The following is a 26,019-nucleotide window of genomic DNA, read 5'->3' as shown; positions in this document are numbered from 1 at the left end:
TCTCGGACGTGTCCGTCTTGCACAGCGTTGATAGGGCGACTAGATTTTTCTTTCGAATCAACTGCGCCGCGTCCAGTGTGCAACGAGTGCTCGAGGAGGTCAAGACCCGTGTCGCACTCACCCCTCGTCAGCTCGGCTCGCGCCACTCCGCCTCGCCGCGCGAGCGTCGACGCGGTCCTCCAGTTCGCCTGGGATGCCGAGACCTTCACGAGCAGCGACGCCATGCCTGTCGTCGGACTCACGCGGTCGACGACGATCGACGCCATCGACGAGCTCATCGATCGCGGGCTCCTGCGTGAGATGCCCAACGCCCGCGAGGGCGGCGACTATCGCAAGGGCCGCCCGTCCCGGCGCTTCTCCTTCGCCGCCGATGGCGGGGCGGTCCTCGGGGTGGACGCCGGACGCGCGCACGTCGTGGTGCACGTCGCCGATCTCTCGGGGGCCACCCTCGCGACCGCCACGATGTCCATCGCCCCGGCCGACGACACCGCGGACGGACGAAGAAGCGCTATCAGCGGCGTCATCGCTCAGGCTCTCGACGAGGCCGGCACCGAGCCCTCTGGGGTCGTCGCCGCCTGCGCCGGCGTACCGGCCCCCGTCGACGAGAGCGGTCGCAGCCCCCGGGATCGGTCGGAGTTCTGGGATCGCATGAATCCGGATCTGCCGGGTCTGCTCTCGGAGTGGGCGCCCATCGTCCGAGTCGAGAACGACGCGTCGCTCACCGCGATCGCCGAGGGCTCGGTCGGCGCTGCCGTGGGCTGCCGCAGCTACGTCGCCCTGCTCGCGGGCGACCGGATGGGGGCGGGCATCGTGATCGACGGCAATCTCCTTCGCGGCATCCACGGAGGCGCCGGCGAGATGGCCGCCTTCGACAACGTGTCGGGAGTCGGCAACGCGGACGGCATCGGCGCGCGCCTCGCATCGTGGGCCCTCGACGCCATCGCGGCCGGCGAGATCGGCCCACGGCATCCGCTCGCCGCAATGCCACCCTCGTCCGTGACGGCCGAGGCGATCCTCGCCCTGGCGAAGGACGGCGACGTCGAGGCCCGCAGGTTCACGGCGAAGGCGGGTGCGGTCATCGCGCGGGTCGCCGGGGTGTTCGGGAGCCTGCTCGACCCCGAGCGCATCGTCATCTCGGGCGCCGTCGCCGTGGGCATCGAGGACGTCCTGGCGATCGCCCGCGAGCTCGCCCCGCACGAGCAGGCCCTCCCCTCGCCGGCTCTGGCCGCTTCACCGCTCGGCGCCGAGGTGGTCGCTATCGGCGCCGTCTCCGCCGCGGTCGCCGCGGCCCGCGCGGGCATACTCGACCTGACGCCCCGACGCTAGCGGCGGCAGCCGCGCGAGTGCGTCAGATGACGAGCAGAGACAGCGCGGCGACGACGGTCAGGACGAACACGATCCGCTCGAACACCCGCTGGTCGATGCGATCGGCGATCAGCCGCCCGATGAAGGCGCCGATCAGCACCGCCGGCACGAGCACGAGGTCGATGAGCAGCGACTGAGGGCTCAGCAGGCCCAATCCGATCGCGAAGGGGAGCTTCGCGATGTTCACGATGGCGAAGAACCACGCCGCTGTGCCGAGGAACGCCTTGACCTCGAACCGCGCCGCGAGGAAGTACATCGACATGACCGGTCCGCCGGCGTTCGCCACCATGGTGGTGAACCCGCCGAGCGTTCCGTAGCCCGCTCGCACCGCGCGCCCTCCCCCGCCTACGAGCGTCGATGCATCGCCCCTCCTGCGCAGCCAGAGCGTGAACCCCACGAGCACGAGCAGAATGACGGCGATCGTCTTGCGTACCCCCGTGTCATCGGCCAGCCACAGGAAGACCGCGCCGAGAACGAGGCCCGCCAGCACGGCCGGGGCGAGCTTGAGCAGCGTCGGCCAGTCAGCGTGGCGTCGGTAGAGCAGCAGCGCCAGCGCATCGCCGACGATCAGCAGCACGAGGAGCGTCGCGGTCGAGTGCCGCGCGGGAAGCACCCCCGCGAAGATGGCGACGGCGAGCGTGGCAGCGCCGGGCAGGGCGGTCTTCGACACTCCGACGACGACGGCGCCGACGGCAAGGAGCGCCCATGCGGTGGCAGTCAGGTCGCCCATCTAGAGCGCGCCGCCGGCGTGAACTGCCATCCGTCCAGGCTAACGTCCCGCTTCCGCTGGACGCCGCGGTTCGATGGCCGTGAACCCCGGGCTGCGAAAGCGGATGGCCCCACGCGCCTCAAGAAGAGCGCGTTGTCGTGGCACGCGACAGAGTGCCGGCCACGAAGGCGTGTGATCCGCTCTCGTCCGTCTTCCGGGGAAGGGGATCGAGAATGTTCTTGGTCCTCCGAGYCGGTGGCGTSACGCCACCGGCTCGGAGGGGATGTCAGGCGGAGCGCAGATGCGACTCAGACTGACGAGTGAGCTCAGAGCGGACGAATGTTCGCTGCCTGCATGCCCTTGGGGCCGCGCTCAGCATCGAATTCAACCTTCTGCGCCTCGCGCAGCTCCTTGAATCCGTCGCCAGTGATCGCGCTGAAGTGCGCGAACAGGTCGGCCGAGCCGTCATCGGGAGCGATGAAGCCGTAGCCTTTTTCGGAGTTGAACCATTTCACGGTGCCAGTGGCCATCGTGTCTTTCCTTCTTTGTTATTCGGGCCGGCAGAGCCGCCCTGGGTGCCGCGACGAATGAAAACGCGCGGACGATATGTGACGACGGTGCGAATGCACCGCGTGAGTGTGAGAGGAATCGCCGGTCAGCATATCCGCTGGCCTCAACTCCACGATGAGTCGAAGACACACAGGGGGAACCAGAATCCAGGAGAACCAGAAAATCGTCCCCTTCAGTCTAGCAGTGCTGACGCCGTCTGCGAGACGACATCCGAACCTCAGGCGCTCTCGACGAGTGTGAGTTCGGGTCGGCGTTCGAACATGTCGAGATCGACGTTGAGGCCGCCAGAACGGCCGGCCTCGTTGGCCAGTCGCTGCAGCACCTCCGTGTCGAGCGATTCGCCCTCTGCGGAGTCGAAGATGAAGCGGACGGGGATGGATGCCTGCATCCACAGAGTCGTCCGGCCACCTGCCACGTCGTCCTGATGCTTCCAGGAGATCGTGAATGATTCGCCGCGACGCAGTTTGGTCGCGATGATCACTTTGAGGTGGCTGAGCACGCGATCAGGGATGGCGATCGCGTGTGTGTCATTGCCGTAGAAAAGGCTTCCCATGTCGGCTCCTTCGTATCTTCACCGCCGGCAGCTATCGGCGGCGTCGGATCCGTCTCGCCTTGATCGGCGGGTGAGGGACCGTTTCCTTAATCTAGCATATGGTTCACTCGTTTAATCAAATCCGCTGATAGTTCACTGAGTTGATTATCAAGGTCATCGGCGCTATGCTGTCAACGGATGGGATGACGTGATGCAAACGGGACAGGAACCCTCGAAGCTCCGTACGGCGTTGAGCCGCTACGTACAGGCCCGCTCGACCGCGCTCGCAGAAGCGCGGCGCGAGCTCAGCATCGGCGAGGGCGACGCGAAGGCGCTCCTGTTCATCAGCGACAATCCGGGATGCAGGGCGGCCGACATCGCCGCCTATCTGGGCATCACTGCCGCCGGCGTCACCGCTCTCGTGGATCGGCTCGTTGAGCGCGGAGCGGTCAAGCGTGAGTACGACAAGGCCGACCGCAGGGTCATCCACATCTCGTGCACCGTCGATCTGCTGGAAGAGCCCTGGGTGGCGCTGAGTCGTTTCGACGACCACTTCGACGGGATCCTGGGCGGCTACGACGAAGTGCGCACAGAGGACTTCGCGTCCCTGCTGGACGAGCTCCTCGGTGAGATCGCGCTCGCGATCAAGCCGCGCTGAATTCCGGCGACAGTCTAGGGGCTGTCGAGGCCCATGTACTCTGCGGACTTGCGCTCCAGGAACGCGCACAGCCGTGCGACGGTGCCCAGCTCGTCGGCGAGTTCGGCGACGCCATCGGACTGGAGCACGACGGCGGTCTCACGCGGCTCCATGGTCACGAGCCAGGCAGTCGAGCCGGCACCCTCGGGGTGGATGTAGGTCACTGTCGACGCATTGGTCAGCCGCACGCTCACCAGGCCGGTGTCGGCGCCTCCGGCGCCATCCTGCTCCATGACGCGGATCGACCCGTCGGTCTCGGCATGCAGCAGAAGGAACTCGTCCAGCCACAGCTGCAGCGTCGTGGCATTCCGAAAGGGCATCCCCGTCACACGTTCCTCTCATGACACCGGACGACGTCAGGGGCCATTATCTGACATCCCGTCCATTCCCGCATTCTCGCTGGAGCTGTTCTTGATCCAATCTGCGATCCTGGGTCCATGCGATCGGAACGGAGAGCTTCGCCTCCGCTCACCATCGTGGGCGCCATAAACCTGGACCTGACGGCGACAACGGCCCGGGCGCCAGAACGAGGAGAGACGGTCGCGGACGGCGTGCTCACCCGCGGCCCCGGAGGCAAGGGTGCCAACCAGGCCGTCGCGGCGGCTCGGCTCGGTGCAGCCGTGCGACTTGTCGGCGCCGTCGGCGCGGACGCCGCGGGAACGACGATCCTCGAGTCCCTCGCGTCAGCGGGAGTAGACATCTCTCCTGTCCAGAGAGTGGCCGGCGAGACCGGCACGGCGATCATCGTCGTGGATTCGACCGGCGAGAACTCGATCGTGGTCTGTTCTGAGGCCAACAGCCGAATAGAGGCGAGTCGGGTCGAGGTTCCTCCCCACGGTGCCGTGCTCGCGCAGCTCGAAGTGGCCGACGACGTCATCGAGCAGGCGGTCGCGGCCACCGACGGATTCGTCGCCATCAACGCATCACCGGCCCGGATGCTGAGCGCAGCAGTCCGCGACCGCGTTGACCTGGTCATCATGAACGAGCACGAATATGCGGCGCTCCCCGGCCTGTGGACCGCCCCGCTCGTCGCGGTGACCCTCGGCTCTCGCGGCGCGCGCCTGCTGGCCCGCGGCGAGGTGGTGGCCGAGTCGAACGGACGAGCGGCGCGAGCGGTCAACAGCGTAGGGGCGGGCGACGCGTTCGCCGCTGCACTCACACTGGGCATCCTGCGCGGAGATCCTCTCCCTGAGGCGCTGCATCGCGCGTGCCTGGTGGGCGCCGCGGCCGTCGAGGATGCCCACTCGCAGCCGGCGCTGCAGCGACTCGACGACTACCGGAGCTCGTGACTGACTAGCACGCGGCATCCCGCGAGGACAGCCCTTCTTCGCGCGGGCCTGTTCGATGAGACTCGGGACATGGCTCGCCTCGCACCCCCTCGCGTCGACCGGTCGAGCGCGCATCCCGCGGCGCCGCCCAGCGTCCCGGATGTCTGGCGGGTCGAGGTCGATGCGCTCGCTTTCCGCGTCCTCGCCTCCGGCCCCGAGAGCACCGACTCCCGTCCGGCCATCGTCCTCATCCACGGCATCGGTGTGTCGCACCGCTATCTCTCACGTCTCCACGACGTCCTCGCGGYCGAGCGCCGGGTCTTCTCGATCGACCTCCCCGGCTTCGCGGGCCTCCCCAAACCGCCCACCGACCTCGACGTCCCGGCGATGGCCCAAGGACTGGGTCGGGTCATCGACTCACTCGGTGTCGCGCCTGTCGTCCTGATGGGCCACTCCATGGGCACCCAATGGGTGGTGGAGGCGAGCCTCCAGCGCCCCGACCTGGTGACGGATGTCGTGATCATGGGACCCGTTGCCGACGCGGCCCATCGAACGATGCTCGCCCAGTCGGCAGCCCTGGCCGTCGACACGCTGGGCGAGCCGCCCGGGGCCAATGCCATCGTCCTGACCGACTACCTCCGCTGCGGCGTGCCGTGGTATCTGACCCAGCTGCGCCACATGCTCGCGTATCGCCTCGAGGAGCGCGTTCCCGGTCTTCCCTGCCCGCTCCTGGTCGTCCGGGGGTCGCGGGATCCCATCGCCGGACTCGAGTGGTGCCGACGACTGCGCGATGCCGCGCCGGTCGGGCGGCTTGTGCAGATCCCCGGCGGATTCCACGTGGCGCAGCATTCGGCACCTCGAGCGGTCGCGTCTGCGATCCTCGCCCACGTCACGCCGTCGGGCTGAAAGCTGCTCGGCTGATCAGCGCCCGGTCTCCTCGCGAAAGCTCAGGGGGTCTCGTCGTGCGCGGCGAACCGGCCAGGCCCGAACGGGAGAACCGGAGCCCGGTACTCGAGCGCGGGCGCGTGATGCGCCTCGAGTGCGATCTCCGCCTCGCCGAATCGCCAGAGCCTGTTGAAGAGGAAAACCCGCAGCACGACGGTCTCGTCCGTCGGCACCTGCCATGTGCCGATGCCCCACTGCACCGGCTGGCCCCGCCCGGCGATGATGAGCGTGGGGCGGATGCCGCCGTAGAGCGCGAACCGGGGCTTATGGAGCGTCAGCTGTATTCGGCGGGTCACCGGCGGAGGGGAGTTCACGGGCATTTCGACTTTCGGGTTGCCGCCGGAGCGCGGGTGTACGCCCAGTCAATCAGAGCCCCCGTCATCTCCGGCAGCCGCCACTCCCGCCTGGAGCGCGCGGATGGTCCAAGCGAGGACGCCCCTGCTCAGGAGGCCCGATCCGAGCGGACCCGCGGGATCCTCGCCGAGCGGCGGCAGTCGTCGGAGCGCTGCCGTGACCTCGGGAGTCATGTGGCCGAGTTGCCACCGGATCTCGTCATCCACCGCCCGCTGCCGATCAGCGGCAGCCAGCCCGGCCGCCTTTGCGGCGTACGCTGCCGCCCCGAGAGCGTGCGCGCCCATGTGCGCGACAGCCGATGCCTGCGAGGCGGCCCGCGCTGCCGCGACGGCTGCAGGTGACGAAACGCCGGCCGCTGCCCGGCCGGCGACGAAGCGACGGCGGATCTCCTCCGCCGCACCGAGCTCGCCTCGCGCGAAGGACCGCGCACGGGCGACGGCGTCCCGCGGTCGGTCATCCGTGGGAGCCTCGGCTTGGAACAGGACGAGCACACGCTCCGCGCAGTCCGCCGCCCAAGCCGCCACGAGCCGTCGGTCTCTCTCGCTGAGCGTCTGGGCGGAAGGCATGGCGTCAGTCTCACACCGCTCCCGCGCCCTCGCCGTCGAATTCCCGGCGCAGGTACCGGGGAGCCTGCAGGCGCCACGCCTCCGTCACGAGTTCCCCCAGATGCTCCAGGTCGATCACCGCCATGCGGAACGCGACCTTCGGCTCGCCCCACGGCGTGGTGGTGCGCAGGAAGACCTCAGGCGCCATCTCCACCAGTGCCAGCGCGTCCACGCGGTCGGCGACCTTCACCCCGACGACGAGCTCCGTGGCGATGATCTCCCTCACGTCGGCGGGGATGCTCGGCCAGGGGTGGCATTCCCACGCGTAGAGCTTGCCGCGGATGAACCACGCACCGCCGCCGGTCGTCGCGCGCTCCTCGCTGCCCGGCAGCCCGCTGGTGATGGATCGCAGATCGTCGAGGGCGGCCACGGCGCGAGCCTATGCCGGACCGCCGACACCGGCACGACACTCGCGTCGACCGGGACGAAGCAGGTCAGTCGAAGACGGGCGTCAGGAAGCGGCGCTCGTAGCGGCGGATGCACCGCGTCTCGCGCGCGAACTGGAACATCGCGACGCACTCCGGGTCCGAGAAGGAGGCGATCCGATATGCCTCGTAGTCCGCGAGCGAGGGGAAGGTGAACAGCGCGAACGCCTCGTCGCTGTCGCCTTCACTGGGCATGAAGTACCCGTGGTGGGTGCCACCGAGCTTCTCGACGAGCCGGATCCATTCCCGTCCATAGCGGGTGAAGTCCTCGAGCTTGTCGGGGTCGATCTCGTAGCGCAGGTGGATGCTGATCACCTCCCGATTGTGCGGCCACCGGGAACCGAGGACCGTCAGACCGCACGGCTCCGGACTGCTTCTGGCCGGATCTCACGCACGATTGGCAGAAGCGCCCACCGTCCGCGACGGTGAAGAACGACGGCCGCTCATCACCGTCGCTGAAGCGAGCGAGAGACCTGGATGCCGACCGCCAGGATCCCGGTGATGATCGCCCACAGCGCACACGCCGGCGGCAGGACCCGATAGCCGAGGTGAGCGGCAGCGAACTCGCTGTCGAGCGGTCCGAACGCAACAAGCCCCGCACTCCAGGCCACGACCAGGAAGATCGGCAACGACAGCCACCAGGTCCAGCGCAGCCAGTTGGGCACAAGACGGGGGACGGATGCTGCAGCCTCCCGGCGTCCCAGCCACCAGAGGACCCAGCCCGCGAGGACGATCATCCCGACGACGCTCGAGCCGTGCTGCAGCCACTTGTAGCCGAGCAGCGGGCCCCACTGCTCCCCGAGCGCCGGGACGAGCCTGACACCCCAGCGGCCTTCATGGGTGAAGAGATCCCACACGATGTGGCTCACGACCCCGAGCGCGAGGGATGCGAGGAGGAGCAGCATCCGGATCCATGACACTCGTCCACCGCGTGGGGACTGCCCGTCAACCGGCTCCCGAATGCCGAGGGTCTCCCGCGCGGCAGGCCCCGCTCCGCGATCCCATTCCTGCGGAAGCCGCGCGGCGAGCCACCGCGGCGCGAGTTCGCGAGAGGCGGGACGCAGGACGCTGCGCCAGACCAGGAGCAGCACCAGGGCAAGCAGCACGGTGGCGGGAAGCCACTGGAGATCATGGGTGCGCGCGTAGCCCAGCGGCGAGAAGCGGACGAAGAGCGGCAGGTCCGGCGCCATCGCTCCGACCGCGATCGCTGCCGGGATCAGCCGCGTGCCGACGAACGGCAGCGCGACGATCGCGTGACTGGGAGTGAACGGCATCGCTGCCGGCGGCTCAGTCGCCCTGTCCCACGAAGAGCCCGGCGAGAGTCTTCTTGCCCCGGCGAAGCACCGACGCTCCGCCGGGAAGCGAACCGACCACGACGGCCGCCTCGTCCGAAACGCGTTCGCCGTCGAGTGTCACTCCACCCTGCGCGACGGCACGTCGGCCTTCGCTGAGGCTCGACACAAGGCCGGTGTCGACGAGCGCCTGGACGACGGACGACCCCTTCGCGATGTGTGCATGGGGCAGCTCCTCGAGCGCGCTGCGCAAGGTCGGAGCGTCGAGTCCGGTCAGATCACCCTGCCCGAAGAGGGCATCGGATGCCGCCACTACGGCGGCCGTCGCATCCGTGCCGTGCACGAACGTGGTGACCTCGAGCGCGAGTCGCTTCTGCGCCGCACGGCGGAAGGGCTCCGACCCGACGAGACGCTCGTACTCCTCGATCTCGGCGCGGGTGAGGAAGGTGAAGATCTTCAGCCGCGGGATCACGTCCGCATCGTCTGTGTTGAGCCAGAACTGGTACATGCGGTATGGACTGCACATCGCCGCATCGAGCCAGATCGCGTTGCCCTCGCTCTTGCCGAACTTGGTGCCGTCGCTGTTCGTGATGAGCGGCGTGCCGATCGCGTGCACGGGCGAATGCTCGACGTAGTGGATCAGGTCGACACCACTGGTGAGGTTGCCCCACTGGTCAGAGCCGCCCGTCTGCAGGACGCAGCCATAGCTTCGGAACAGCTCGAGGTAATCCAGGCCCTGCAGGATCTGGTAGCTGAACTCGGTGTAGCTGATGCCGGCTTCGGAGTTGAGCCGCGCGCTCACCGCGTCCTTGCTCAGCATCTTGCCGACGCGGTAATGCTTGCCGATGTCGCGCAGGAAGTCGATCGCGGACAGCGGCGCCGTCCAGTCGAGGTTGTTCACGATCCGCGCGGCATTGTCACCCTCGAAGCTGAGGAAGCGTTCGACCTGCGCCCTCAGGTAGCCGACCCATTCCGAGACGGTCTCCTTCGTGTTGAGCGTGCGCTCGGCGCTGGGCCGGGGGTCGCCGATGAGGCCGGTCGAACCGCCGACGAGGCCGAGCGGCTTGTGACCGGCGAGCTGCAGCCGACGCATCGTGAGCAGCTGCACGAGGTTGCCRAGATGCAGGCTCGGGGCGGTCGGGTCGAAGCCGCAGTAGAACGTGATGGGGTCGCCGCCCAGCAGCGCCGACAGCGCATCCTGATCAGTCGACACGTGCACCAGCCCGCGCCACACGATCTCGTCCCAGACGTTCTCGAAGGACGGGTCGTTCGCGGGGGAAAGCGCGTTCACCAGGGGTTCAGACACGCGTTTCAGGCTACCAGCAGAGACAATTGTGGTTGTTAACGTGAAATGGCCACCAGCGTTGGGTGGTTGTTAACGTGAAATGGCCACCCAGCGTTGGGTGGCCGTTTCATGAAGTAAGTCCGGCGGTGTCCTACTCTCCCACAGGGTCCCCCCTGCAGTACCATCGGCGCTGTGAGGCTTAGCTTCCGGGTTCGGAATGTAACCGGGCGTTTCCCTCACGCTATGGCCGCCGAAACACTATTGATGTTTCAGTCTGCACAAACAAAGTCATTGTTGGTGCGGTTCTCGACCGTACATCGAGAACCACTCAGTGGACGCAASCACCATAAACGGTGTGTTATCAAGTCATCGGCTTATTAGTACCGGTCAGCTTCACGCGTTACCGCGCTTCCACATCCGGCCTATCAACCCAGTAGTCTGGCTGGGAGCCTCTCGCCCGAAGGCATGGAAGTCTCATCTTGAGGCCGGCTTCCCGCTTAGATGCTTTCAGCGGTTATCCATCCCGAACGTAGCTAATCAGCGGTGCTCCTGGCGGAACAACTGACACACCAGAGGTTCGTCCAACCCGGTCCTCTCGTACTAGGGTCAGATCCTCTCAAACTTCCTACGCGCGCAGCGGATAGGGACCGAACTGTCTCACGACGTTCTAAACCCAGCTCGCGTACCRCTTTAATGGGCGAACAGCCCAACCCTTGGGACCTACTCCAGCCCCAGGATGCGACGAGCCGACATCGAGGTGCCAAACCATGCCGTCGATATGGACTCTTGGGCAAGATCAGCCTGTTATCCCCGAGGTACCTTTTATCCGTTGAGCGACAGCGCTTCCACAAGCCACTGCCGGATCACTAGTCCCGACTTTCGTCCCTGCTCGACCTGTCAGTCTCACAGTCAAGCTCCCTTGTGCACTTACACTCGACACCTGATTGCCAACCAGGTTGAGGGAACCTTTGGGCGCCTCCGTTACTTTTTGGGAGGCAACCGCCCCAGTTAAACTACCCATCAGGCACTGTCCCTGAACCGGATTACGGTTCTAAGTTAGATATCCAGAGTGACCAGAGTGGTATTTCAACAATGACTCCACATGAACTGGCGTCCATGCTTCAAAGTCTCCCACCTATCCTACACAAGCCACACCGAACACCAATACCAAACTATAGTAAAGGTCACGGGGTCTTTCCGTCCTGCTGCGCGTAACGAGCATCTTTACTCGTAATGCAATTTCGCCGAGTTCGCGGTTGAGACAGTTGGGAAGTCGTTACGCCATTCGTGCAGGTCGGAACTTACCCGACAAGGAATTTCGCTACCTTAGGATGGTTATAGTTACCACCGCCGTTTACTGGGGCTTAAATTCTCAGCTTCGCCTTGCGGCTAACCGGTCCTCTTAACCTTCCAGCACCGGGCAGGCGTCAGTCCGTATACATCGTCTTGCGACTTGGCACGGACCTGTGTTTTTAGTAAACAGTCGCTACCCACTAGTCTCTGCGGCCTCCAAACGCTTTCGGAGCAAGTCCTAATACGTCGAAGGCCCCCCTTCTCCCGAAGTTACGGGGGCATTTTGCCGAGTTCCTTAACCACGATTCTCTCGATCTCCTTGGTATTCTCTACCTGACCACCTGAGTCGGTTTGGGGTACGGGCGGCTTGAACCTCGCGTCGATGCTTTTCTTGGCAGCATAGGATCACCCACTTTTTATCCGCATCGTGTCTCAGCCTATGTGAGCTGCGGATTTGCCTACAGCTCGGCCTACGCACTTGCCCCGGGACTACCATCGCCCGGGATGGGCTACCTTCCTGCGTCACACCTGTTAATACGCTAACCGCCTCAGCATAGGGTCGTGTGCTAGGCCCAACGCGTCACCCCGAAGGGATCAGTCAAAGGGATTCAGACACTTAGCATTACTGGATTGGTTGGGGCGGTTCTTCGCCGGTACGGGAATATCAACCCGTTGTCCATCGACTACGCCTGTCGGCCTCGCCTTAGGTCCCGACTTACCCAGGGAAGATTAGCTTGACCCTGGAACCCTTGGTCTTTCGGAGGACGTGTTTCTCACACGTCATTCGCTACTCATGCCTGCATTCTCACTCGTGTGGCCTCCACGGCTGGTTCACACCGCCGCTTCGCTGGCCACACGACGCTCTCCTACCCATCAACACGGCTGGACCACGAAGGCCTACCAATAATGTCAATGCCACAACTTCGGTGGCGTGCTTGAGCCCCGTTACATTGTCGGCGCGGAATCACTTGACCAGTGAGCTATTACGCACTCTTTCAAGGGTGGCTGCTTCTAAGCCAACCTCCTGGTTGTCTAAGCAACTCCACATCCTTTCCCACTTAGCACGCGCTTAGGGACCTTAGTTGGTGGTCTGGGTTGTTTCCCTCTCGACTATGAAGCTTATCCCCCACAGTCTCACTGCTGCGCTCTCACTTACCGGCATTCGGAGTTTGGCTGACGTCAGTAACCTTGTAGGGCCCATCGGCCATCCAGTAGCTCTACCTCCGGCAAGAAACACGCAACGCTGCACCTAAATGCATTTCGGAGAGAACCAGCTATCACGAAGTTTGATTGGCCTTTCACCCCTATCCACAGCTCATCCCCTCAGTTTTCAACCTAAGTGGGTTCGGTCCTCCACGACGTCTTACCGTCGCTTCAACCTGGCCATGGATAGATCACTTCGCTTCGGGTCTAGGACACGCGACTGAATCGCCCTATTCAGACTCGCTTTCGCTACGGCTACCCCACTCGGGTTAACCTCGCCACGTATCGCTAACTCGCAGGCTCATTCTTCAAAAGGCACGCTGTCACCCCTACTAAGGAGGCTCCAACGGTTTGTAAGCAAACGGTTTCAGGTACTATTTCACTCCCCTCCCGGGGTACTTTTCACCTTTCCCTCACGGTACTTGTCCGCTATCGGTCATCTGGGAGTATTTAGGCTTATCAGGTGGTCCTGACAGATTCACACGGGATTTCTCGGGCCCCGTGCTACTTGGGATACTCTTCGCGTCAAGAGAGGCATTTCGACTACGGGGTTCGCACCCTCTATGACCGGCCATTCAAAACCGTTCGTCTATACCTTCTTGTAACGCCGGCTGCTCGGCAGAGCAGCCCGAAAAGTCCCACAACCCCGAATACGCAACTCCTGCCGGATATCACACGTACTCGGTTTAGCCTGTTCCGGTTTCGCTCGCCACTACTAACGGAATCGCGGTTGCTTTCTCTTCCTGTGGGTACTGAGATGTTTCACTTCCCCACGTTCCCTCTACCCGCCCTATATATTCAGGCGGGAGTCACTGGGTCGGCACGCCGCCCAGCGGGGTTTCCCCATTCGGACACCCTCGGATCAAAGTGTGCTTATCCACTCCCCGAGGCTTATCGCAGATTGCTACGTCCTTCTTCGGCTCCAGATGCCAAGGCATCCACCGTTTGCTCTTAAAGACTTGAAATCACATGAGTTTAAATCAAAGAATCGGTACGACCAGATCCCGAGACACCAGCAAGCTGGCTACTCGATCACCGATCATCTCGAAATTGACTAATGATCTTTAAGATCATCTATTACGAGATGGCCCCCTAAAGGGTCATCTCGAAGATGCTCGCGTCCACTGTGTAGTTCTCAAAGTACGGGCGGTACCCTCCCCRMCWGCCCCCAAACAGGGGCAACCAGRAAAGGTCCAGAGGATTCGTCCACCAGAATCCGAAGACCCCGGCATCCGGTCCCTCAGGACCCAACAGCGTGCATGTGCGAACTCCGCAGCCCCCCACCTTTCCAGCCGCAAGCGGCGTACTCGATGAAGAACCTCGTCCTTCGCACCTTGTCTAATGTTCCACCCATGAGCTGACAGTCGAGAACGTGTGTCTCGAATCYGSCGCCTGGACACTCCGAAGAGTGCCAGATGCTCCTTAGAAAGGAGGTGATCCAGCCGCACCTTCCGGTACGGCTACCTTGTTACGACTTAGTCCTAATTACCGATCCCACCTTCGACGGCTCCCTCCACAAGGGTTGGGCCACCGGCTTCAGGTGTTACCGACTTTCATGACTTGACGGGCGGTGTGTACAAGACCCGGGAACGTATTCACCGCAGCGTTGCTGATCTGCGATTACTAGCGACTCCGACTTCATGAGGTCGAGTTGCAGACCTCAATCCGAACTGGGACCGGCTTTTTGGGATTCGCTCCACCTTACGGTATTGCAGCCCTTTGTACCGGCCATTGTAGCATGCGTGAAGCCCAAGACATAAGGGGCATGATGATTTGACGTMATCCCCACCTTCCTCCGAGTTGACCCCGGCAGTATCCCATGAGTTCCCACCATTACGTGCTGGCAACATAGAACGAGGGTTGCGCTCGTTGCGGGACTTAACCCAACATCTCACGACACGAGCTGACGACAACCATGCACCACCTGTTTACGAGTGTCCAAAGAGTTCCACATTTCTGCAGCGTTCTCGTATATGTCAAGCCTTGGTAAGGTTCTTCGCGTTGCATCGAATTAATCCGCATGCTCCRCCGCTTGTGCGGGTCCCCGTCAATTCCTTTGAGTTTTARYCTTGCGGCCGTACTCCCCAGGCGGRGARCTTAATGCGTTAGCTGCGTCACGGAATCCGTGGAATGGACCCCACAACTAGTTCCCAACGTTTACGGGGTGGACTACCAGGGTATCTAAKCCTGTTTGCTCCCCACCCTTTCGCWCCTCAGCGTCAGTTACGGCCCAGAGATCTGCCTTCGCCATCGGTGTTCCTCCTGATATCTGCGCATTCCACCGCTACACCAGGAATTCCAATCTCCCCTACCGCACTCTAGTCTGCCCGTACCCACTGCAGGCCCGAGGTTGAGCCTCGGGTTTTCACAGCAGACGCGACAAACCGCCTACGAGCTCTTTACGCCCAATAATTCCGGATAACGCTTGCACCCTACGTATTACCGCGGCTGCTGGCACGTAGTTAGCCGGTGCTTTTTCTGCAGGTACCGTCACTTTCGCTTCTTCCCTGCTAAAAGAGGTTTACAACCCGAAGGCCGTCGTCCCTCACGCGGCGTTGCTGCATCAGGCTTKCGCCCATTGTGSAATATTCCCYACTGCTGCCTCCCGTAGGAGTCTGGGCCGTGTCTCAGTCCCAGTGTGGCCGRTCACCCTCTCAGGYCGGCTACCCRTCGWCGCCTTGGTGAGCCRTTACCTCACCAACAAGCTGATAGGCCGCGAGCTCATCCCTGACCGAAATTCTTTCCAACTGCTGACCATGCGATCGCAGCTCGTATCCAGTATTAGACGCCGTTTCCAGCGCTTATCCCAGAGTCAGGGGCAGATTGCTCACGTGTTACTCACCCGTTCGCCACTGATCCAGGGAGCAAGCTCCCCATCACCGTTCGACTTGCATGTGTTAAGCACGCCGCCAGCGTTCATCCTGAGCCAGGATCAAACTCTCCGTAAAAGAAAAATACCCAACAATCCGGAATAGGACTGCCGAGCGAGTTTGAACTGACGATCGGATGTCATTACTGACATATATCCGTTTAATCTCAAAAGAATCTCAACGGCCAGCAAGCTGACCGCGAGGTAAATTTGGCATTTGACAAGTGCACGCTGTTGAGTTCTCAAGGATCGGACGCTCCCACGCTCAGGCCTCTCGACCTCACCCGCAGGGCAACTTCTCTATGTGTGTCCACGAGGTTCCGTCTGTCAAACCGGAGTGCGCGGGATCTTGGATCCTCCGCACGGCCGATGACCGCGGTCCACGAGGTGGAACCTCCATCATAGACCCGAAGGCCGGCACACTCAAGTTCGAATGTGGATTCTGATGGGGGGTGGTTCTCCGCTTGAGGGGGGTGAGGCTCTCGGCCCTTCCGCTTCCCTGTGGGGCGAACAAGTAATAATTTACGTGGGATCCAGGGGTTGGGCAAATCGGGCTCGCAGCCCGGGCGTGTCGTGCGGTGGAGCCGCGGAATCACGCGGCTCGGGGCATGGAGCGACTCCTCTTACACACCACGGAGGGCAGACATGGCGAGCGCAACCGAGATCCTCGCGTCGTTCGGCGTGGAGGCGTCGGCAGAGGTCGCAGGGGAACGGCATCCGGTGCCCCTGTCCTCGCGACTGTCGGTCGGGGCACTGGCATGGTCCGCCGTCGGCGCGTCCTCGCTCGCCGCTGCCGAGATCGCCGGCGGGACCACCGTCCGGCTCGATCCGGACAGGATCGCACTCGCCTACGCCAGCGAGCGTCATGGCCGGCTCGGTGGGAGCGCGCCGACCGCGTTCGCTCCGCTGTCGGGGTTCTTCCGCACGGCCGACGGGTGGGTGCGCACGCACGGGAACTATCCGCACCACGCGATCGCGCTGCGCGCGGCTCTCGAACTGCCGGAGGAGGCGGACGCGGAGGACGCGGCATCCGTCCTCTCGTCGATGACGGCGAGCGAGGCCTCGCGCGCGATCACGAGCCGGGGTGGCATCTGCTCGGCCGTGCTCCCGGAGGTGCGCGACACCGATGAGGCTCGGCGCCTCGAGCCCCTCGTCAGCCTCGGGCGGAGCGGAACCGCCGCCCGCCGTGCGCTCTCTCCGGAGGCGGGGGCCCCGTTGGCCGGTGTACGCGTGCTCGATCTCACGAGGGTGATCGCCGGCCCCATCGCCACACGTACCCTCGCGCTGTTCGGCGCCGAGGTGCTGCGGGTGGATCCGCCGGGCATGCCCGAGATCCGGTGGCAGCACCTCGACACAGGACACGGCAAGCGCTCCACTCTGCTCGACCTCTCGTCGTCGATGGACCGGGCACGCTTCGACTCACTGCTCCAGACCGCCGACGTCATCGTGCTCGGCTACCGCCCGGAGGGGCTCGCGCGACTGGGGCTGTCCCCTGAGGGTCTGATGGCACAGCATCCGTCGATCGTCATCGCGCAGCTGTCGGCCTGGGGAACCTCTGACCGGCGCGGGTTCGACAGCATCGTCCAGGCCGAGTCGGGCATCTCGTGGGTCGAGTCGCGCGACGACGCGACACCGGGAGCCCTGCCCGCACAGGCGCTCGATCACAGCGCCGGCTACCTGCTGGCGGCGGCGGTGATGAGCGCGCTTCGGCGGCGAGCGATCGAGGGCGGCTCGTGGCACGTCGCCACCTCGCTGCGGCGGGTCGCCGCCGAACTGCTCGGGATGCCGCGCACGGCGAAGCCCTCGGCCTTCCCTCCCGTCGAGCGGGCCGCGCACATCCAGAAGTTCGACGTGGACGGCTCGGCCCTCGAGACCGTCGCACCGGCGGCCGCCTATGACGGCGGACGCACCGCCTTCGCTCCCCCGCGACCGTGGGGACAGGACGAGCCGGTCTGGAGGGACGGGTGATCAGCGGCATTCCCCGCCCCTCGTGACGATGCCTAGACCGCCGCACCGGGTCGACGTAGTGTGAGCATCGGACGGCCCGGACCCCGTCATCCGTGCAGCGCGGAGTACGCGCTGCGGKAACGACGACAGGGCCACTCATGTCCGCCACACCGGTCCGCTCCACATCCGCTTCCACCCGATCGTCGGGAGGAGCGCCCCCGAGCGAGTACACCGCCTTGTCGCAGCTCGTCACCGCCAGCGGCCTGATGCGCCGCCGGTACGGCTACTACTGGACGAAGCTCGCTGCCGCGCCGCTCGTCCTCGGGACGGTGGTCGCCGCCTTCGTCCTGATCGGCGATTCGTGGTGGCAGCTCTTCACCGCGGCTCTGCTGGCCATCGTGCTCACGCAGATCGCGATGCTCGGGCACGATGCCGCGCACCGCCAGATCTTCCGGTCGGGCCGATGGAACGACTGGACCACCCTCGTGATCAGCAACCTCCTCGTAGGGATGAGCTACGGCTGGTGGCAGCACAAGCACACGCGACACCATGCCAACCCCAACAAGATCGGCTCGGATCCGGATATCGAGCTGCCGGTCATCTCGTTCACCCCGGAGCAGGCGGATCGCCGTCGGGCCAGCAGGCGAGGACCGGTCCGCTGGGTGATGGCGCATCAAGGGATCCTGTTCTTCCCGATCCTGCTGCTCGAGGGCTTGTCGCTGCACGCCTCGAGCGTGCGGCGCGTGTTCGCCCGGGAGCCGCTGAGGCGCCGGCCCGTGGAGATCGGGTTCATCACGCTTCGGATCGCGGGCTATGTGGCGCTCGTGTTCCTCGTGCTCTCGCCCGGAATCGCGTTCGCCTTCCTCGGCGTGCAGCTCGGGCTGTTCGGCATGTACATGGGCATGGTGTTCGCACCCAACCACAAGGGGATGCCGCTCGTTCCCGCAGAGGTGAAGGTCGACTTCCTTCGACGCCAAGTCCTGATGAGCCGCAACATCCGCGGCTCACGGCTTCTCGACACGGTGATGGGCGGGCTGAACTATCAGATCGAGCACCACCTGTTCCCATCGATGCCCCGACCGCACCTTCGCGCAGCCTCGGCGATGATCGCCGAATTCTGCCGCGATCATTCGGTGCGGTACACCGAGACGGGGCTGTGGGAGTCGTACGGGATCGTCGTCCGCTACATCAATCGGGTCGGCCTCGGCGAGCGCGATCCGTTCGACTGCCCCTTGCTGCAGCAGCGCCAGAGCGTCTGATCGGAGGGGCGCCGACGGCCGGCGAGATCACGGAAGCCGACCAGTTCGAAGGACGCCGGTCAGGCGTCGGTACGGGAATTCCGCCCTGTCGCGCTTGGGCTGGTCGCCGTCGACCCGCGCACGACGAGCTCCGTCGAGAGCAGCGGAGACTCGGCGCCGGCAACGCCGCTGGCGAGCTCGGTGAGCAGGTGCCGGGCGGCGCGCTGTCCGGCCTGTTCGAGCTGAGCTCGCACGGTCGTCAGTGCCGGCACGATGAGCTCGCTGCCGAAGATGTCATCGAAGCCCGCGACGCTCAGCTCTGCGGGAACCCGCACCCCGTTCTCGGCGAGCGCCTGCATGAGGCCGATGGCGATCAGGTCGTTGAAAGCGACGACGGCCGTCACCTGTGCCGCTCGCACCCGCCGTGCGATCTGCCGGCCGCCCTCGATGGTGGGGGCGTTCGGACCGACCTCGACGAGCGCGATCCCCCGGCGCTCGGCGTGCTCCAGCAGGTGCTCCCAGCGGCGGGCGCTCACCCACGAAGTGTGGGGCCCCGACAGGTAGGCCACCGATCGGTGCCCGAGATCGTCGAGATGCGCCAGCAGCGCGGCGACACCCGCCTCGACATCGGGAAGGATCGCGGCGACGTCGTCGACCGCCCGATTGATGAGGATGACGGGCTTCGTGGCGGACAGCTCCCGGATCGCGGCGTCGTCGAGCCGGCTCGTCGCCAGGATCACGCCGTCGATGCTCGGCAGCAGCCGCTGCACGACCTCGGCCTCGGTGGCACCCGACTCCTGCGACTCGGCGATGACCAGCGTGTAGCCTTCGGCGCTGGCCTCGCGCTCAGCCCCTCGGACGATTCCGAAGACCACGGGATTGGTGATGTCGGCGACCACCAGCGCGAGCGTGTGCGTGCGACCGGTGTGCAGGGCTCGCGCCATCGGGTTGATGCGGAAGCTGAGCTGCTCGGCCGCCGCCCTGATACGCGCCTCGGTCGCGGCGCTGATGCGTCCCGGCTTGCTCAACGCGCGCGAGACTGTCGACGGGCTCACACCCGCGAGCTCTGCCACGTCGTAAATCGTCGCCGCGCCCTTCTTGCGGCGCAGCGGCTCTGCCCCGGTATCACCCGTCATGCGACTCCATCCACCGTGCGCCGGTCTCGACGATATCGCTCGCACTCACCAGTCGTGGACGGTGCCGTCCAGCAGCCGGTTGTAGGGCAGGTAGGCCTGCTCGTACGGGTACTTCCCCGCCCCGTCGACGTCGAGCTCGACTCCGAGACCGGGTTTGTCGCCGGGGTGGAGGAAGCCGTCCGTCCAGGTGAAGGACTGCTGGAACACCTGGTCGGTCTTCTCGCCGTGACGCATGTACTCCTGGATGCCGAAGTTGTGGATGGCGAGACCGAGGTGCATGGCGGCCGCCATGCCGACCGGCGAGATGTCGGTCGGGCCGTGCATGCCCGACTTGATCTGGTACATCGCGGCGTAGTCGAGGGTCTTCTTCAGCGGCGAGATGCCGCCCATGTGGGTGACGGCGCCGCGGACGTAGTCGATCAGCTGGTCGCGGATGATGTCCTTGAAGTCCCAGATCGTGTTGAAGATCTCGCCGATCGCCAGCGGCGTCGTGGTGTGCTGACGAACCAGCCGCAGTGCCTCCTGGTTCTCCGCCGGTGTGCAGTCCTCGAGCCAAAACAGGTCGAAGGGCTCAAGATCCTTGCCGAGCCTGGCCGCCTGGATCGGCGTCATGCGGTGGTGGCCGTCGTGCAGCAGCGGGATGTCGGGGCCGAACTCATTGCGGACAGCCTCGAACACGCCGGGGAGGTGGTTGAGGTAGGCGCGGGTGTCCCAGTCCTCCTCGACCGGCTTGGCGCCGCGGCGCGCGGGCTCGTGGTCGTAGCGCACCGACGCGTCGCCGACGTCGGCGCCCTGGGCGGCGATCCCGTAGATCGCCTTGAGCGTCGGAACGCCGGTCTGCACCCGGATCGCCTTGTATCCCTGCTCCTGGTGCGCGCGGATCGAGTCGAAGAGCTCGGGCAGCTCCTTGCCGGAGGCATGCCCGTAGGCCATCAGTCCGTTGCGGCTCGCACCGCCGAGGAGCTGGTACACCGGCATCCCGGCCGCTTTGCCCTTGATGTCCCACAGGGCCATGTCGACCGCCGCGATGGCGGCCATGGTGACCGGACCCCGCCGCCAATACGCGCCGCGATAGAGGAACTGCCAGGTGTCTTCGATGCGGCTCGCGTCCGCGCCCAGCAGCAGCGGGACGACGTGCTCGGTGAGGTAGGCGACGACGGCGAGCTCACGGCCGTTGAGGGTCCCGTCGCCGAGGCCGGTCAGTCCGTCGTCGGTGGTGATCTTCAGGGTCACGAAGTTGCGGTCCGGACTCGTGACGATGACTTCGGCCTTGTCGATGATCATCTCTGTCTCATTTCTGAACGTGGGTGGGAAGTGCGGCGGTGACGAGGTCGACGAACCTGTCGTCCGTCGCGAGGCGGGGTGAGATCAGCCGCACGAGCGCCCTGACCGGGTCGGGCGCGCGGAAGCTCTGCGCGATGTCGCCGGCGAAGCCATCCGCGGGGATCACGCCCTGTCGCAGGGCGTCGATCCAGGACGCGGTGGCGCGGGCCGATCCGGTCGGGTCGCCGCCCGACGCGACCGTGCGCTCCGCGACGGCGGCGAATCGGTACCGGACCTTCGTCGTCGCGTCGCCCGCGATCTGCTCGAGTCGGTGCACGATGCGGGGGTTGCCGAATCGGGCGAGCAGCCGGCGGCGGTACTCGGTGTGCTCGATCTCGGGCGGGAGGAGCGCGGCCGCCTCGGACCAGAAGCCCTCGACGAGTTCACGGCAGGCGGGATCGGCGATGGCGTCGGCCACCGTCTCGTGACCGCTCGCGAGACCCGCGAACGCGAGGATGCTGTGAGCGCCGTTGAGCAGCCAGAGCTTGCGGTTCTCCCACGGCTCCAGGTCGTCGACGAAGCGGGCGCCCGCCGTCTCCCATGCGGGGCGGCCGGCGGGGAACGCCCCGGCAAGGACCCAGTCCGAGAACGGCTCGGTGACGACGGGCGATGCGTCGATCCACCCTGCGTCGAGCACTGCGGCCACTTGGCCGTCGAGGCGGGGCGTTATGCGATCGACCGAGGTGCCGACGAAGGCGACGTCGCTCGCCACCCACTCCGCCAGCTCGGACGACACCTCGGCGGCAAGCCCCCGCAGACCTCGCGCCACATACGCGCCGTTGTCGGGGATGTTGTCGCACGGCACGATGGCGATCGGGCCGGCGCCAGCCCGCCGGCGCGCCTCGAGCCCGAGGAGCAGGCGCGACAGAGCGCCGGCGGGCGCGGCATCCGTCAGTCTCCCGCTCTGGAACGCCGCCCTGAGAGCGGCGATGTCATCGCGCGTCGCGGGATCAGCGAGGTCAGGGGCGCCCGTGGGGTGGAGTCGGTACCCGGCCTCGGTGACGGTGAGCGTCACGACCCCCACCACGGGGTCGGCGAGGAGTTCTACGAAGCGGTCKAGGCGGGAGGCATCGTGGACTTCGAGGATGCTCGGCACGATCTCGACGCGGTCCGCCTGATCGTCTCGAACGACGAGGGAGTAGAGGCCCTGCTGGGCCTGGAGGAGCTCCGCCTGGAGCGGGGAGCGACCGGTGAACGCGGCGATCCCCCAGTCCGCGGCATCCGTCGTGTGCGCGGTGTACCAGGCCTGATGCGCGCGATGGAAGTTGCCGAGGCCCATATGGACGATGCGCACGCGCCCTGGGCGGGCAGGCCCGCCCCGCCGAGCGAGGACGGCTTCACCGAGCGGCTCGGCCATCACAGCTTGAACGCCTTTCGGGGGATCTCATCCACGAGATCGCGCGCGGTGCGTCGGGCAGTGGGAATGCCGACGCGTCCCTCGCGCACCAGCCGCGCCAGGAAGCCCGCGTCGAGGCGACGCGCCATGTCGTGACGCGCCGGGATCGAGAGGAACGCGCGGGTGTCGTCGATGAAGCCGCTGCCGCGATACAGGCCTGCCGTCTCGGTGACGGCGCTGCGGAACCGCAGGATGGCGTCGGGAGCGTCGAGGAACCACCACGGCGCACCGATGAAGACGCTGGGATAGAAGCCGGCGAGCGGAGCGACCTCGCGCGAGTAGACCGTCTCGTCCACCGCGAACAGGATCACATGGAAGCCCGGAGCGGTGCCGAAGGCGTTCAGCAGAGGGCGGAGATTGCGCGTGTACTCGGTCTGGACCGGGATGTCGTGCCCGGTGTCGGGGCCGAACGCCTCGAACGTGGGCGCGTGATGGTTGCGGCTGACACCGGGATGGATCGTCATGACGAGCCCGTCAGCCACGCTCATGCGCGCCATCTGGAAGAGCATGTGTCCGCGGAAGAGCCGCTGCTCCGCGCCATCGAGGCGCCCTTCACGAGCGCCCCGATAGAGCCGCTCCGCATCGGTCGCCGACAGGTCGGCGGTGAACGGCTCGAGGACGCCATGGTCGGCGGACACAGCTCCGTGGGCGACGAAGTGCGCCCGACGATCCTCGAGGGCGTGCAGGTAGCCCTCGAATGTTCCGGCGCGTCCGGTGGCATCGTGGAGCGCCTGGATCCGGTCGGCGAAACCGGCCGTCGAAGGATCGAGATAGGCATCCGGTCGGAAGGTCGGGATGACCCTACCCGCGACCACGCGTCCGGCCGCGATCGCCCGGTGCACCGACAGATCGTCGAGCGGATCGTCGGTCGTCGCGAGCAGTTCTATGCCGAAGCGGTCGAACAGGGCCCGAGGTCGGAAGTCGCGCTCGCGCAGGACTGTCGCGATGCGGTCGTAGATCTCATCGGCGTTCGAGTCCGACAGATCGTCATGGACGCCGAAGAGGGCGGCCAACTCGTACTGCAGCCAATAGCCGCTCGCGGTGCCCGCGAACCGATGCCAGTGGGCCGCCAGCCGGCGCCAGACAGAACGAGGATCCTGCGGCGCGGCGGTGTCCATTCCGAGGTCGGCAAAGGAGACGCCCGAGGCGAAGAGCAGCCGGGTGACGTAGTGATCGTGCCGGATGAGCAGCTCGGCCGGGTCAGGGAAAGGCGCGTCGTCGAGCAGCATGCGCGGATCGACGTGACCGTGCGGCGAGATGATCGGGGCGTCGGCGATCTCGCCGTACAGGTCTAGGGCGATCTCGCGGGTCGCCTCGTCGGCCGGCAGAAGTGCCGTGGTGCTGGTGCCGGTCGTCGGTGACATGACTCAAGTATCTCGGCCGACTCGAATTCTGTCAACCGATTGCCATCGCCGCAGAAGGCCGATGGCTCTGAGCAAAGGAGCGCGGCAGGGAAATCGGGTACGGACACCGGCAATCGGTTGTTCCACCCGGAGACGAGCGCACGCCCGAGACGCGAGGTGACGAGGAGGTGGCGGCTACCTCGCGGCGCGGGCGTGCTCAGAGCGGTGCCGCCACCGTCCCTCGGCGGTCAGAGGTCGTACTCTTCCATCTCGGCGAGGAAGGCGATGTCGTCCTGGGTCAGCGGGGTGTCTCCACTCGAGTGGAGGCTCTGCGCCCTCGTCATCAGATCCATCAGAACTGGATGGTCAGACAACTCGGCGTGTTCACCCGGGTGATGAGCGGCGTTGACGTCGATCTGCCATCCCACGCTCAGCCGGACGGTGCCGATGGCTCCGTGGTCGTCCGTCATGACGTGCGGGACGTCGACCAGATCCACGCGCTGCTCATTTGCGAGCGCCGCGCCGTAGCGCAGTACCGCGTCTGCGATGTCATCGCCTGTGAGATATGCGCCAGCACTGTTGCTCAGCAGCTTCACGAGGCCCCTCCGTTTCGCTCGATTGAGCTGTACCGGGGTCTCGGGCACTCTCTGATGCTACGCCTGCCTGGGGGAACCAGACAGGGAGGTCACTGGGAGTCGGTCGGGAGGCGGAGCTCGCGGTTCACGAGGCGCACAGCGACGTCGCTCAGCCGCAATTGGTGGCTGCGGGCGTACGCGCGGATCAGGTCGAACGCCGCGTCCACGGGGACGCCGTTCGTGTGCGACACCACGCCCTTCGCCTGCTCGATCACCACGCGCGTTCTCAGTGCCAGCTGGAGCTGTTCCGTGAGCGTCTCGGACTCCCGGATCGACCGCTCGTGCAGGATGCCGATCGTGGCGACGTCGGCGAACGCCCGTGCGGCGATCAGGTTCTCCTCCGAAGGTCGCCCCGGTTCGGCATTCAAAAGGTTGAGGGTGCCGATGGTCGCGTCGCGCAGGCGGAGCGGGATCGCCTCGGCGGATGCGAATCCCTGCTCGAGCGCGCTGTCGCGGAACTGCTCCCACCCGGCGGGAGCGTCGACGATCGACGGGAGCGAGACAGGGGCGCCGGTCCGATAGCACTCGATGCAGGGCCCGGCCTCGGCACCCAGCTGCATGACCTCGACGAGGCGACTGGCTTCGCTCGTGGAGACGATGACCTCGAGGTTGCCGTTCTGGTCGGCGATGAGGATCCCCGCCGCTGTCGTGTCGAGAAGGTCCCGGCACGCATCGACCAGGGACTGGAGCAGGTCGACGACGTCGTAGTCGTCGACGAGCGTGTCGGCCAGCCTCGCGAATGTCTGGAGCAGCTGCGCCTCGCGGGTGGTCCGGTTCACGGCAGCACCTCGATCCGGCCGCTCCGCGAGCGGAAGGCGAGGCTGCCGTCGACGATCTCCGTCGCAACCTCCATCATCGAGCGGCTCGTCGCGAACGCGTGCCCCTGGATGATGAGGAGGGCGTCGTCAGGTGGCAGATCCAGCTGGGCGAGAACGATCCCCGTCGCCTGTTGGATGACCCTGCGCGTGCGCGGGTTGGCGTCGACGTCGGTCGGCGAGTCCGACGTGCCGAGCGCTTCGCGCAGCACCCGACGCCCCGCGACGGCGGCAAGCGTCGACGCCCGGTGAACCTCGGCCGCATCGAGCTTCAGGGGGGTGCGCGAATAGAGGTCGACCGCGCCGAGTCGCAGGGGTCCGACGATCAGCGGGAACGCGAAGATCGAGCTGACGGGCTCGTCCCGGATGGCATCGACGAAGGACGGCCAGCGCGCGGCGCCGTTGAGCTGCAGCGAGGGCTCGGCGATCGGAGCGGCGACGCGGAGGGCATCCCAGCAGGGGCCCTCGCCGAGGTCGAACTGGACCTCGTCGAGCCGTGCTGCGTGCTCGTCGGACGCAGAAAGCGTCTCACTGCCCAGCACGTCTCCCAGCGTGGACACGGCCGCTCCGGATACCGGGAGGAGGGCAACGAAGGTCTCACTGAACCGCTCCGAGTGGGGGTGCGAGTTCTCGAGTGCCGCGATGGCCGCCGTCATGTCCTCACTCATGTCTCCTCCCACTCCACGCTAGCCTCTGGGCGATCCGAGGCAAACCCGTTGACATCTGCCGCCTCGCATCGGCGCATCGCACGGTGACGTGGTGGTCGGGTGGCGG

23 protein-coding genes and 3 rRNA genes are annotated in these 26,019 nt (G+C 65.7%); 6 read left to right on the top strand and 20 right to left on the bottom strand.

The features are described from left to right. The first annotated feature begins 108 nt into the window (after positions 1 to 108). Positions 109 to 1,326: an ROK family protein gene (locus AC1DP3_RS06745; protein WP_477292383.1), complete on the top strand. Its 1,218-nt coding sequence runs from the start codon at positions 109 to 111 to the stop codon at positions 1,324 to 1,326. 22 nt (positions 1,327 to 1,348) lie between these two features. Here the strand turns inward: AC1DP3_RS06745 and AC1DP3_RS06740 are convergent, their stop codons facing one another. The 3 genes from AC1DP3_RS06740 to AC1DP3_RS06730 all read right to left on the bottom strand — a co-directional run bounded on the left by AC1DP3_RS06740 (position 1,349) and on the right by AC1DP3_RS06730 (position 3,197). Further along, a complete protein-coding gene (locus AC1DP3_RS06740) occupies positions 1,349 to 2,095 on the bottom strand; it encodes a sulfite exporter TauE/SafE family protein (RefSeq protein ID WP_477292382.1) in 747 nt (248 codons plus the stop codon). 305 nt (positions 2,096 to 2,400) lie between these two features. Next, the gene (locus AC1DP3_RS06735; protein WP_477292381.1) at positions 2,401 to 2,604 is read right to left on the bottom strand and encodes a cold-shock protein; all 204 of its coding nucleotides are present in this window, start codon (positions 2,602 to 2,604) and stop codon (positions 2,401 to 2,403) included. 257 nt (positions 2,605 to 2,861) lie between these two features. Then, the gene (locus tag AC1DP3_RS06730) at positions 2,862 to 3,197 is read right to left on the bottom strand and encodes a DUF7882 family protein (protein WP_477292380.1); all 336 of its coding nucleotides are present in this window, start codon (positions 3,195 to 3,197) and stop codon (positions 2,862 to 2,864) included. A gap of 190 nt (positions 3,198 to 3,387) precedes the next feature. On the opposite strand from AC1DP3_RS06730, the gene AC1DP3_RS06725 reads away from it, so the two are divergent. Then, positions 3,388 to 3,834, top strand: coding sequence for a MarR family winged helix-turn-helix transcriptional regulator (locus AC1DP3_RS06725; RefSeq protein WP_477292379.1), 447 nt, complete (start codon positions 3,388 to 3,390; stop codon positions 3,832 to 3,834). A gap of 14 nt (positions 3,835 to 3,848) precedes the next feature. Here the strand turns inward: AC1DP3_RS06725 and AC1DP3_RS06720 are convergent, their stop codons facing one another. Next, positions 3,849 to 4,193 (bottom strand): hypothetical protein, encoded by a 345-nt coding sequence (locus tag AC1DP3_RS06720; RefSeq protein WP_477292378.1) that lies wholly within the window; start codon positions 4,191 to 4,193, stop codon positions 3,849 to 3,851. Positions 4,194 to 4,349: 156 nt separating this feature from the next. On the opposite strand from AC1DP3_RS06720, the gene AC1DP3_RS06715 reads away from it, so the two are divergent. Together AC1DP3_RS06715 and AC1DP3_RS06710 are read left to right on the top strand one after the other, a co-directional pair. Next, on the top strand, positions 4,350 to 5,162 hold the full coding sequence (locus tag AC1DP3_RS06715; protein ID WP_477292377.1) for a PfkB family carbohydrate kinase: 813 nt from the start codon (positions 4,350 to 4,352) through the stop codon (positions 5,160 to 5,162). Between the two features lie 69 nt (positions 5,163 to 5,231). After that, positions 5,232 to 6,047: an alpha/beta fold hydrolase gene (locus AC1DP3_RS06710; protein ID WP_477292376.1), complete on the top strand. Its 816-nt coding sequence runs from the start codon at positions 5,232 to 5,234 to the stop codon at positions 6,045 to 6,047. A gap of 41 nt (positions 6,048 to 6,088) precedes the next feature. Here AC1DP3_RS06710 and AC1DP3_RS06705 read toward each other — a convergent pair whose 3' ends face one another. The 9 genes from AC1DP3_RS06705 to AC1DP3_RS06665 form a co-directional block, all read right to left on the bottom strand. Beyond that, positions 6,089 to 6,382 (bottom strand): hypothetical protein, encoded by a 294-nt coding sequence (locus AC1DP3_RS06705; RefSeq protein WP_477292375.1) that lies wholly within the window; start codon positions 6,380 to 6,382, stop codon positions 6,089 to 6,091. 66 nt (positions 6,383 to 6,448) lie between these two features. Then, positions 6,449 to 7,006, bottom strand: coding sequence for a putative immunity protein (locus tag AC1DP3_RS06700; RefSeq protein ID WP_477292374.1), 558 nt, complete (start codon positions 7,004 to 7,006; stop codon positions 6,449 to 6,451). Positions 7,007 to 7,016: 10 nt separating this feature from the next. Further along, complete coding sequence (locus AC1DP3_RS06695; RefSeq protein ID WP_477292373.1) at positions 7,017 to 7,415, bottom strand: hypothetical protein; 399 nt, start codon at positions 7,413 to 7,415, stop codon at positions 7,017 to 7,019. A 64-nt stretch (positions 7,416 to 7,479) separates the two neighbouring features. Next, positions 7,480 to 7,785: an NIPSNAP family protein gene (locus AC1DP3_RS06690; RefSeq protein ID WP_477292372.1), complete on the bottom strand. Its 306-nt coding sequence runs from the start codon at positions 7,783 to 7,785 to the stop codon at positions 7,480 to 7,482. 131 nt (positions 7,786 to 7,916) lie between these two features. Further along, on the bottom strand, positions 7,917 to 8,744 hold the full coding sequence (locus AC1DP3_RS06685) for a DUF4184 family protein (protein ID WP_477292371.1): 828 nt from the start codon (positions 8,742 to 8,744) through the stop codon (positions 7,917 to 7,919). 13 nt (positions 8,745 to 8,757) lie between these two features. Then, entirely contained in the window at positions 8,758 to 10,068 is a 1,311-nt protein-coding gene (gene tyrS / locus AC1DP3_RS06680; protein ID WP_477292370.1) for a tyrosine--tRNA ligase, read from the bottom strand. A gap of 117 nt (positions 10,069 to 10,185) precedes the next feature. After that, a 5S ribosomal RNA gene (gene rrf / locus AC1DP3_RS06675) occupies positions 10,186 to 10,302 on the bottom strand. A 102-nt stretch (positions 10,303 to 10,404) separates the two neighbouring features. Beyond that, a 23S ribosomal RNA gene (locus tag AC1DP3_RS06670) occupies positions 10,405 to 13,508 on the bottom strand. 461 nt (positions 13,509 to 13,969) lie between these two features. Then, positions 13,970 to 15,491, bottom strand: a 16S ribosomal RNA gene (locus AC1DP3_RS06665). The 16S, 23S and 5S rRNA genes sit together here, the layout of an rRNA operon. Before the next feature lie 566 nt (positions 15,492 to 16,057). Here AC1DP3_RS06665 and AC1DP3_RS06660 point away from each other — a divergent pair. Both AC1DP3_RS06660 and AC1DP3_RS06655 read left to right on the top strand, forming a co-directional pair. After that, a complete protein-coding gene (locus tag AC1DP3_RS06660) occupies positions 16,058 to 17,380 on the top strand; it encodes a CoA transferase (protein WP_477292369.1) in 1,323 nt (440 codons plus the stop codon). A 137-nt stretch (positions 17,381 to 17,517) separates the two neighbouring features. After that, positions 17,518 to 18,618 carry a fatty acid desaturase family protein gene (locus AC1DP3_RS06655; protein WP_477292368.1) on the top strand — a complete coding sequence of 367 codons (1,101 nt, stop codon included), beginning with the start codon at positions 17,518 to 17,520 and terminating at the stop codon, positions 18,616 to 18,618. A gap of 59 nt (positions 18,619 to 18,677) precedes the next feature. On the opposite strand, the gene AC1DP3_RS06650 is transcribed toward AC1DP3_RS06655, so the two are convergent. From AC1DP3_RS06650 to AC1DP3_RS06620, 7 genes are all read right to left on the bottom strand, one after another. After that, entirely contained in the window at positions 18,678 to 19,733 is a 1,056-nt protein-coding gene (locus tag AC1DP3_RS06650; protein WP_477292367.1) for a LacI family DNA-binding transcriptional regulator, read from the bottom strand. Positions 19,734 to 19,778: 45 nt separating this feature from the next. Further along, positions 19,779 to 21,017, bottom strand: coding sequence for a D-mannonate dehydratase ManD (gene manD, locus AC1DP3_RS06645; protein WP_477292366.1), 1,239 nt, complete (start codon positions 21,015 to 21,017; stop codon positions 19,779 to 19,781). Positions 21,018 to 21,024: 7 nt separating this feature from the next. Then, positions 21,025 to 22,413, bottom strand: a complete 1,389-nt coding sequence (locus tag AC1DP3_RS06640) for a mannitol dehydrogenase family protein (protein ID WP_477292365.1) — start codon at positions 22,411 to 22,413, stop codon at positions 21,025 to 21,027. Beyond that, a complete protein-coding gene (uxaC, locus tag AC1DP3_RS06635; RefSeq protein WP_477292364.1) occupies positions 22,413 to 23,816 on the bottom strand; it encodes a glucuronate isomerase in 1,404 nt (467 codons plus the stop codon). Before uxaC ends, AC1DP3_RS06640 begins: the two co-directional genes overlap by 1 nt. A gap of 227 nt (positions 23,817 to 24,043) precedes the next feature. After that, positions 24,044 to 24,439 (bottom strand): hypothetical protein, encoded by a 396-nt coding sequence (locus tag AC1DP3_RS06630; RefSeq protein ID WP_477292363.1) that lies wholly within the window; start codon positions 24,437 to 24,439, stop codon positions 24,044 to 24,046. 41 nt (positions 24,440 to 24,480) lie between these two features. After that, complete coding sequence (locus AC1DP3_RS06625) at positions 24,481 to 25,209, bottom strand: ANTAR domain-containing protein (protein WP_477292362.1); 729 nt, start codon at positions 25,207 to 25,209, stop codon at positions 24,481 to 24,483. Continuing rightward, a complete protein-coding gene (locus AC1DP3_RS06620; protein ID WP_477292361.1) occupies positions 25,206 to 25,913 on the bottom strand; it encodes a GAF and ANTAR domain-containing protein in 708 nt (235 codons plus the stop codon). The genes AC1DP3_RS06625 and AC1DP3_RS06620 overlap by 4 nt, the downstream gene beginning before the upstream one ends. Between the last annotated feature and the right edge of the window lie 106 nt (positions 25,914 to 26,019).

Source organism: Microbacterium sp. P5_B6, assembly GCF_056400345.1.
Note: the sequence above shows the minus strand (reverse complement) of the source record. Positions and strands in the feature narration are given on the sequence as shown.